General features: G+C 43.1%; 5 protein-coding genes. 3 read left to right on the forward strand and 2 right to left on the reverse strand.

Annotation, left to right across the window (positions count from 1 at the left end; all coding sequences use genetic code 11):
• Positions 1-9: 9 nt before the first annotated feature.
• Positions 10-2,067 (forward strand): TRAP transporter permease, encoded by a 2,058-nt coding sequence (locus AAEY80_RS09665; RefSeq protein ID WP_502945553.1) that lies wholly within the window; start codon positions 10-12, stop codon positions 2,065-2,067.
• Between the two features lie 127 nt (positions 2,068-2,194).
• Here AAEY80_RS09665 and lipA read toward each other — a convergent pair whose 3' ends face one another.
• Both lipA and AAEY80_RS09675 read right to left on the reverse strand, forming a co-directional pair.
• Positions 2,195-3,238, reverse strand: coding sequence for a lipoyl synthase (gene lipA / locus AAEY80_RS09670; RefSeq protein WP_101211507.1), 1,044 nt, complete (start codon positions 3,236-3,238; stop codon positions 2,195-2,197).
• A 189-nt stretch (positions 3,239-3,427) separates the two neighbouring features.
• Entirely contained in the window at positions 3,428-3,823 is a 396-nt protein-coding gene (locus AAEY80_RS09675) for a carboxymuconolactone decarboxylase family protein (protein WP_350588254.1), read from the reverse strand.
• A 641-nt stretch (positions 3,824-4,464) separates the two neighbouring features.
• Here AAEY80_RS09675 and acnB point away from each other — a divergent pair.
• Positions 4,465-7,068 (forward strand): bifunctional aconitate hydratase 2/2-methylisocitrate dehydratase, encoded by a 2,604-nt coding sequence (gene acnB / locus AAEY80_RS09680; RefSeq protein WP_350588251.1) that lies wholly within the window; start codon positions 4,465-4,467, stop codon positions 7,066-7,068.
• Positions 7,069-7,242: 174 nt separating this feature from the next.
• The gene (locus AAEY80_RS09685; RefSeq protein ID WP_350588253.1) at positions 7,243-7,887 is read left to right on the forward strand and encodes a hypothetical protein; all 645 of its coding nucleotides are present in this window, start codon (positions 7,243-7,245) and stop codon (positions 7,885-7,887) included.
• Positions 7,888-7,951: the final 64 nt, after the last annotated feature.

The raw sequence follows: 7,951 nt of genomic DNA on the forward strand, positions 1-7,951 counted from the left end.
TTGACAACGATGTCAGATAACCATATCAATAACGATAGCGACTCGCCTATACATTCTCATCCTGACGTTGAGACTAATGTCGACGCTGAGCTTGAGGCGCAAGCCCATAATAAAGCCATATTAGAAAAGTACGACCGAGAGTCCATCACGCGCCATATCACTCAAGGACCAGTGAAGTATTTTATCGCTGCAATTTGCATTTTTTATTCTCTGTTTCATTTGTATATCACTTTTAATCCCATGCCAGCGCTGCTACAGCGCTCTGTACACGTGGGCATTGGTTTTGCCTTAATTTTCTTAATTTTTCCAGCGAGCAAAAAAAGCAGCCGTCAGCGCGTGGCTTGGTATGACTGGCTTTGGTTTGTCTTTTCCCTATCTGGGATGGCTTATTTGATCTACGAATATCAAGATATTGTGACCTCACGTGGCGGGATGGCCAATCAGACAGATGTGATTTTCTCGTTGATTACCGTGGTCTGCGTATTAGAAGGTAGTCGCCGTATCACAGGTTGGATTTTGCCAATATTGGCAGGGATATTTTTGGCCTATCCATTTGTTAGCCATTTGGATTTTATGCCAGACCGACTATTGACTCGTCCTTATGACATGGGTGATATTTTTGGTCAATTATTTCTAAAAACCGAAGGTTTATATTCTGTTGCGATTGGTGCATCGGTCACTTTTATCTTCTTATTCATTCTTTTTGGTGCATTTTTAGCACGTTCTGGAATGGGACAGCTATTTAATGATTTGGCATTGGCCATTGCAGGTCATAAAAAAGGAGGTCCGGCAAAAGTGGCGGTCATCTCCAGTGGCTTTATGGGTAGTATTAATGGCTCTGCTTTATCGAACGTGGTCAGCACTGGTGCCTTTACCATCCCTCTGATGAAAAAGGTTGGCTATCATAAAGACTTTGCAGGTGCAGTAGAGGCGAGCGCTTCTGTGGGTGGGCAGATATTGCCACCGATTATGGGTGCCAGTGCCTTTATCATGGCAGAGACGACAGGGTTACCGTACAGTACGATTGCGCTAGCGGCATTATTACCAGCGATATTATATTATCTTGGCGTTATCGCGCAGGTGCATTTTCGCGCTGGTCGTCGTGACTTAAAAGGCATTGCCAAAGAAAACTTACCAGCAGTCAAAGAAGTCTTAAAAGCACGCGGTCATATGCTGCTACCGATTGTCTTTTTGGTCTTCTTATTAATCAAAAACGTGCCCGTCGGCTATGCAGCGGCATATACCATTGGTTTTACCGTCGTGGTTAGTATGCTGCGCAAAGAGACCAGAATGGGTTTTTCTGATATTTTGGGTGCGCTAGAAGATGGTGCTCGTCAGTCGCTCGCCGTGATGGCTGCCTGTGCGGTCGTCGGTATCATCATCGGAGTTGTGAGTTTGACCAGCTTTGGAACGGTGATGACCTCATCAATTGTCACACTTGGTGCAGGGTCGTTATTCTTTACGCTTATTTTAACGATGCTTGCCTCGATGGTATTGGGCATGGGACTGCCGTCTATTCCTGCTTATATTATTACGGCAACGATGGCAGCACCAGCTTTAGCAGGGTTTGATATTCCGATTTTGTCAGCGCATATGTTCGTCTTTTACTTTGGTATTTTTGCCAATATTACGCCGCCTGTGTGTTTGGCTGCTTTTGCCGGTGCAGGCATATCCGGCGGTGATCCGATGAAAACTGGCTTCTTGTCGCTCAAACTGGCACTTGCCGGATTTATCGTGCCGTTTATGTTTATTTATAATCCGACGATGTTGATGATAGATCCTACGGGTCTGGCAGTCACAGCGAAAGATTTCCCATTGCCGCCTATTATCGATATCATCACGGTCGTAGTCACTTCGATCACGGGTGTTATTGCCTTAAGCTCGGCGCTGGAGGGGTATTTTAAAGGTACTATGAATTCGGTGACGCGTATTATCTTGGCTATTGGCGCTTTATTACTGATTTATCCTGAGATTACCACGGGATTATTAGGCGGCGTCATTGTCCTTAGTATTGTTATATTCAATATAAAAACAGCTGGCAAGCCAACGCCAACTTTAACCGTGTAAAGCGTTGGGTTTGGAGGCTTTACAGGTTCATTAAAGTTAAAAAAAAGGGTGAATAACATAAATTGTTATTCACCCTTTTTACATGCTTCGCTTAATGTTTAAGCTTTAGCTCATTAAAACCTGACACTTAACAACCAAGTTTGCCTTCGGCTTCTAAGGCTTTTTTGCTACGGATAGGCGCTGGGCAATCTTCACCATAGTATTGACGATCGGCAAAGTAGCTTGAGCGTACCATCGGGCCTGCCCAAATGTTAAAGAAGCCAATCTTTTTGCCATAGTCCATATAACGCTGGAACTCGTCTGGATGAACATAACGATCAACTGGCGCGTGGTTTTTACTAGGTTGTAGATACTGGCCAACCGTAATCATATCGACGTTATGTGCTTTTAGATCATCAAGCAGTGCATAGATTTCTTCTTCCGTCTCACCAAGGCCAACCATAAAACCGCACTTGGTCGCGATATCAGGGCGACGCTCTTTATAGAGCTTGAGCAAATCTAATGAATGCTGATAGTCAGAACCGGGACGGAAGGCTTTGTACAGACGCGGAACCGTTTCAATGTTGTGGTTAAAGACATCTGGTGGGGTTTCTGTCAGTAGGTCTAAAGCCACTTCCATACGCCCACGGAAATCTGGCACCAATATTTCAATGAGGCAATTCGGGCTAAGCGCTCTTGATTCATTGAGTACTTCGACGAAATGCGCCGCGCCGCCATCTTTTAAATCGTCACGATCCACAGAGGTGATTACTGCATATTTAAGCTGCAAGCCTAAAATGGTCTCGGCAGTGTGGCGCGGCTCATCTGCATCTAGCTCATTCGGACGACCATGGCCGACGTCACAGAACGGGCAGCGACGGGTACAGATATCACCCATAATCATAAAGGTCGCCGTACCATCAGCGAAGCACTGCGGCAGGTTAGGGCAAGCGGCTTCTTCACAGACGGTATAGAGCTTTTGCTCACGCAAGGTGGCTTTGATACGCGCCACCTCGCTAGGTGACGACATCTTGACCCGAATCCAATCTGGCTTTTTCTTCGCCTCGACGGTCGGAATCACTTTAATTGGGATACGCGCAACTTTATCGTAGCCACGTAGCTTTTCGCCTTGGATGGCTTTTCTAGGTTTGACCTTAGCAGCAGGCACATGTGTTTGTACGGCAGTTGTCATAATAAATTATCTCTTAACCCTTTATCGTATAAGGGTTTATGGAATTATTAGCATATGTTATTAGTTGAACTATTATAGCAGAAATTTAGAGGTCGATTTTTAATCAATATTGGCTAACTGACCTTTTTAAAGTCACTGGTTTAAAGTTACTGTTTTAAGACTACTACGATTGCTCTTTCAACCATAGTTTTAAATATCAATATCAATATCCAACTCATTCAGGATATCTATGGCGGCACGAAACGCCTCTTGGGTGGCAGGTGCACCGCAGTAAGGTAAACTGTGCATCAATACTTCTCGAATCTCAGCGACAGTTGCGCCATTATTAATCGCACCTCGAATGTGCCCTTTTAGCTCAGTTGGGCTTTTTTGTGCAATTAAAAAGGCGATGGTGATTAAGGAGCGATATTTGCGCGGTAATACTGAATCATCTTGCCAAGTGCTACCCCAAGCATGTTCAATAATCCAGTCTTGCAAAGGTTGGGTAAATCCAGTCACCGCATCAAGTGAGCGTTTAACATGTACCTCGCCCATTACTTCAGTACGAACCTTAAGGCCGTTTTGATAATTAGCGTTATTCTTCATATCATTGTTTTCTATGTCGTGGTTTTCCATATTGCTATCGTCCATGTCGTCATCCCTAATGTTTATTTAAGGCATGTCCTCAATTCAATTGACAGTCATCTAAATGGGCTAAAAATAGCTAAATTTGCCAAACAGCGTCAAACAGCTGATTAATATCTCGATATTATCTGCGCTATTTTTCTTGTTTGACTACAATGTATCTTATTTTTATCACCATTCTTAAAATGAGGGCATGCCTTAGTATATGGTTAATAAAAGCTGTTTTTTCAAGCGCTATTTTTTTAATTGATATTTTCTCTAAGCTATCGTAGCAAGATAATATTTTATCAAATAATATCCTGAAAAATGTTTAGTAGTCTCGATGTATTAATTTGATTATGAATCGAGCTATGCTTGACGAGAGTGACAAGCAGCATATTGGTTGCGAAAGGCTGCCCAATCATATTATTGATGGTACTATTTTTATAATAAATGTCCAATATGGCCCTATATTGAGCCTTTTAAAGGCTGAGCCATTAACATTTAGAGCGTTTTAAGCTATGATTGCACGGATAATTATTCCATCTAGTATATAGACGCAGGCTGTCATGCTGACTACCCACGTAATGTGCTAATACCCCCAACTGACGAGGACGACTATTGTGTTAGAAGCTTATCGTAAACATGTCGAAGAACGTGCTGAGCTAGGAACGGTTCCGCTACCACTGAACGAAAAACAAGTAGCAGAGTTGATTGAAATATTAAAAACCCCACCAGCAGGCGAAGACGCATTCTTAATGAACCTGCTAGAAAACCGTATTCCTGCTGGCGTTGACCAAGCTGCTTACGTTAAAGCTGCATTTTTAGCTGCTATCCTTAAGGGTGAAGCATCATCACCACTTATCAGCAAGCAAAAAGCCGTCGAAATCCTAGGCACTATGCAAGGTGGCTACAACGTGCAGCCATTGGTTGCTGCACTAGATGACGCCGATGTTGCACAAGACGCAGCAGAAGCATTGAAGAAGACATTGCTCGTATTTGACGCGTTCAATGACGTGACTGAAAAAGCCGAAGCTGGTAATGACATCGCAAAAGAAGTTGTGCAATCTTGGGCTGACGCTGAATGGTTCTTGAACCGTGCTGCCGTACCAGAAAAGACCACTTACACGACGTTTAAAGTGACTGGCGAAACCAACACTGATGACTTGTCTCCTGCGCAAGATGCGTGGAGCCGTCCTGATATCCCATTGCATTCATTAGCCATGCACAAAAACTCTCGCGACGGCATCACTGCTGACGAAGAGGGCGTCGTCGGTCCAATGAAGCAGATCGAAGCGCTAAAAGAAAAAGGCCATCCACTGGCTTATGTTGGTGACGTGGTTGGTACGGGTTCTAGCCGTAAGTCTGCGACCAACTCAGTACTGTGGCTCATGGGTGAAGACATTCCTAACGTGCCAAACAAACGTGGTGGCGGACTGGTATTAGGTAACAACATCGCTCCTATCTTCTTCAATACTATGGAAGATTCTGGTGCATTGCCAATCGAAAAAGTAGCGGTTGATAACCTAAACATGGGTGATGTGTTTGACATCTATCCGTATGAAGGCAAAATCACTAAGCATGATTCTGACGAAGTACTGTCTACGTTCAAGCTAAACTCACCAACATTGCTTGATGAAGTTCGTGCTGGTGGCCGTATTCCATTGATCGTTGGTCGTGGTTTGACTAACCGTGCTCGTGAGTACATGGGTCTTGGTCATTCAGATATTTTTGCCAAGCCAGAAGAGCCAGTTGATACGGGTAAAGGCTTCACGCTTGCACAAAAAATGGTTGGTAAAGCTTGTGGTCTGCAAGGCGTACGTCCAGGCATGTATTGCGAGCCTAAAATGACCACAGTCGGTAGTCAAGATACCACTGGTCCGATGACGCGTGATGAGCTAAAAGACTTGGCATGTTTGGGCTTCCAAGCGGATCTTGTGATGCAGTCATTCTGTCACACTGCTGCTTATCCAAAGCCAGTTGATGTTGAGACTCAGCATACACTACCTGACTTCATCATGAACCGCGGCGGTGTCAGCTTACGTCCGGGCGATGGCATCATTCACTCATGGCTCAACCGTATGCTACTTCCAGATACCGTTGGTACTGGTGGTGACTCGCATACTCGTTTTCCAATGGGTATCTCGTTCCCAGCGGGTTCTGGCCTAGTTGCATTCGCAGCTGCGACTGGTGTTATGCCACTTGATATGCCTGAGTCTGTGCGTGTACGCTTTGTTGGCGAGCGTCAGCCTGGTATCACTTTACGTGATTTAGTCCATGCGATTCCTTATCAGGCGATTAAAGAAGGTTACTTAACTGTCGATAAGAAAGGCAAAATCAACGAGTTCAACGGCCGTATCCTTGAAATCGAAGGCTTAGAAGACCTAACGGCTGAGCAAGCGTTTGAGCTATCTGATGCGTCAGCTGAGCGTAGTGCTGCAGGTTGTACTATCACGCTATCTGAAGAGTCAGTGACTGAGTACTTGAACTCAAACATCACGCTGCTTAAGTGGATGATCTCAGAAGGCTATGGCGATGCGCGTACTATCAGCCGTCGTATCGAGCAAATGCAAGAGTGGTTGGCTAATCCAAGCCTTATGCGTGCTGACGAAGATGCAGAATACGCTATCGATATGACCATCGACATGAGCACGATTAAAGAGCCGATCCTTTGCTGCCCGAACGATCCAGACGATGCAAAAACCTTGGCTGACGTGGCTGGTGATACCATTGATGAAGTATTCATTGGTTCATGTATGACCAACATCGGTCACTTCCGTGCTGCCGGTAAACTGCTACAAGACGTACCAGCAGGTAGCCTCAAGACTCGTCTATGGATTGCGCCACCAACTAAGATGGATGCGCGTCAATTAATGGAAGAAGGTTATTACAACATTTATGCTCAAGCCGGCGCTCGTACTGAGATGCCAGGTTGTTCACTATGTATGGGTAACCAAGCACGTATCGCACCGAACTCTACTGCGGTATCGACCTCAACCCGCAACTTCCCGAACCGTCTAGGTCAAGGCGCTAACGTATACCTTGCTTCTGCAGAGCTTGCAGCCGTAGCAGCGGTACTTGGTAAATTGCCAACCAACGACGAATATCAGCAGTATGCTGGTATGCTAAACAGCATGGGTGATGAAGTATATCAGTACATGAACTTTGACCGTATGACTGATTATACTGAAGAAGCTGATAAGATTAACGTTGCTCAATTGACCTAATTTTGGTTTAAAAATTTAGATTATTTAAAACGAACCTCGTGTCTTATGATGCGAGGTTTTTTGTTGAGTGTGATAAATTAACACGTCATTGATTGACGCTTAAATATAATACCCAGTTGTAAACTGTCATTTGTTGGTTAATAATTAACTAAACTAATTTAACAAGGAGTTTTTATGGCGGGTTCTAGTGGTGGTCAAAATCAAGATGAAAAAGTATATGAAATAGTTAATAAATACTATTATGATATTGAGTCTATTACAGTATATTTTAAAAGGTATTGTATATTTTCTAAAAGATTTGAGCATAAAGGAATTGCTTGGCTCATGTTATTTTTGATGCTGTCTATAAGCTACCATGCAATTATGGTAATTGTTATGGAGTCATCGATTTTACAAAGTGTGTTCCCAATTTATATTTATAAGAGTAAAATTTTAGGTTGGATATTTTATCTTGCATCTTTAGCTGTATACGTAGCAGTCTTACTATTTATAAATAGCAGAAAAACAGATATTCTAGAAAGTAAATATGGCAGTAAGGATATCCAAATAATACAAGATAAGTGGTTAAAAAATAATCTTCCTGAGAACATGAATTCTTTTAGTTTAGTAAGTAAAAGCACTGAATGGTTTCAGAGTTATCATAAGGTAAATCATAATGAATTTTTATCTACTGGAAAATTACTCCAAAATTCAAAAATTAACATAATTATGAAAAATTTTTTGGCTGTTATAGGCTTGTCCATATCAGCTAAGTTTTTAGGTGGAGTCGAAGTCTCTGAGATAGCAAGTAAATACCCTAATGAGACGAGCCTTTCCTAAAAACTGTGTAACTGCTTATAATCCACTAACAGGAGAATAAGCAATGACTAACCAAACTGACATC

It is taken from the genome of Psychrobacter sp. 78a-MNA-CIBAN-0178, from assembly GCF_040309625.1.
Taxonomy (GTDB): domain Bacteria; phylum Pseudomonadota; class Gammaproteobacteria; order Pseudomonadales; family Moraxellaceae; genus Psychrobacter; species Psychrobacter okhotskensis.

What these genes read in the sequence shown, in the direction of transcription:
- AAEY80_RS09665 (WP_502945553.1), top strand. Translation starts at nt 10, where the DNA reads ATGTCAGATAACCATATCAATAACGATAGCGACTCGCCTATACATTCT.
- lipA (WP_101211507.1), bottom strand. Translation starts at nt 3,238, where the DNA reads ATGACAACTGCCGTACAAACACATGTGCCTGCTGCTAAGGTCAAACCT.
- AAEY80_RS09675 (WP_350588254.1), bottom strand. Translation starts at nt 3,823, where the DNA reads ATGAAGAATAACGCTAATTATCAAAACGGCCTTAAGGTTCGTACTGAA.
- AAEY80_RS09685 (WP_350588253.1), top strand. Translation starts at nt 7,243, where the DNA reads ATGGCGGGTTCTAGTGGTGGTCAAAATCAAGATGAAAAAGTATATGAA.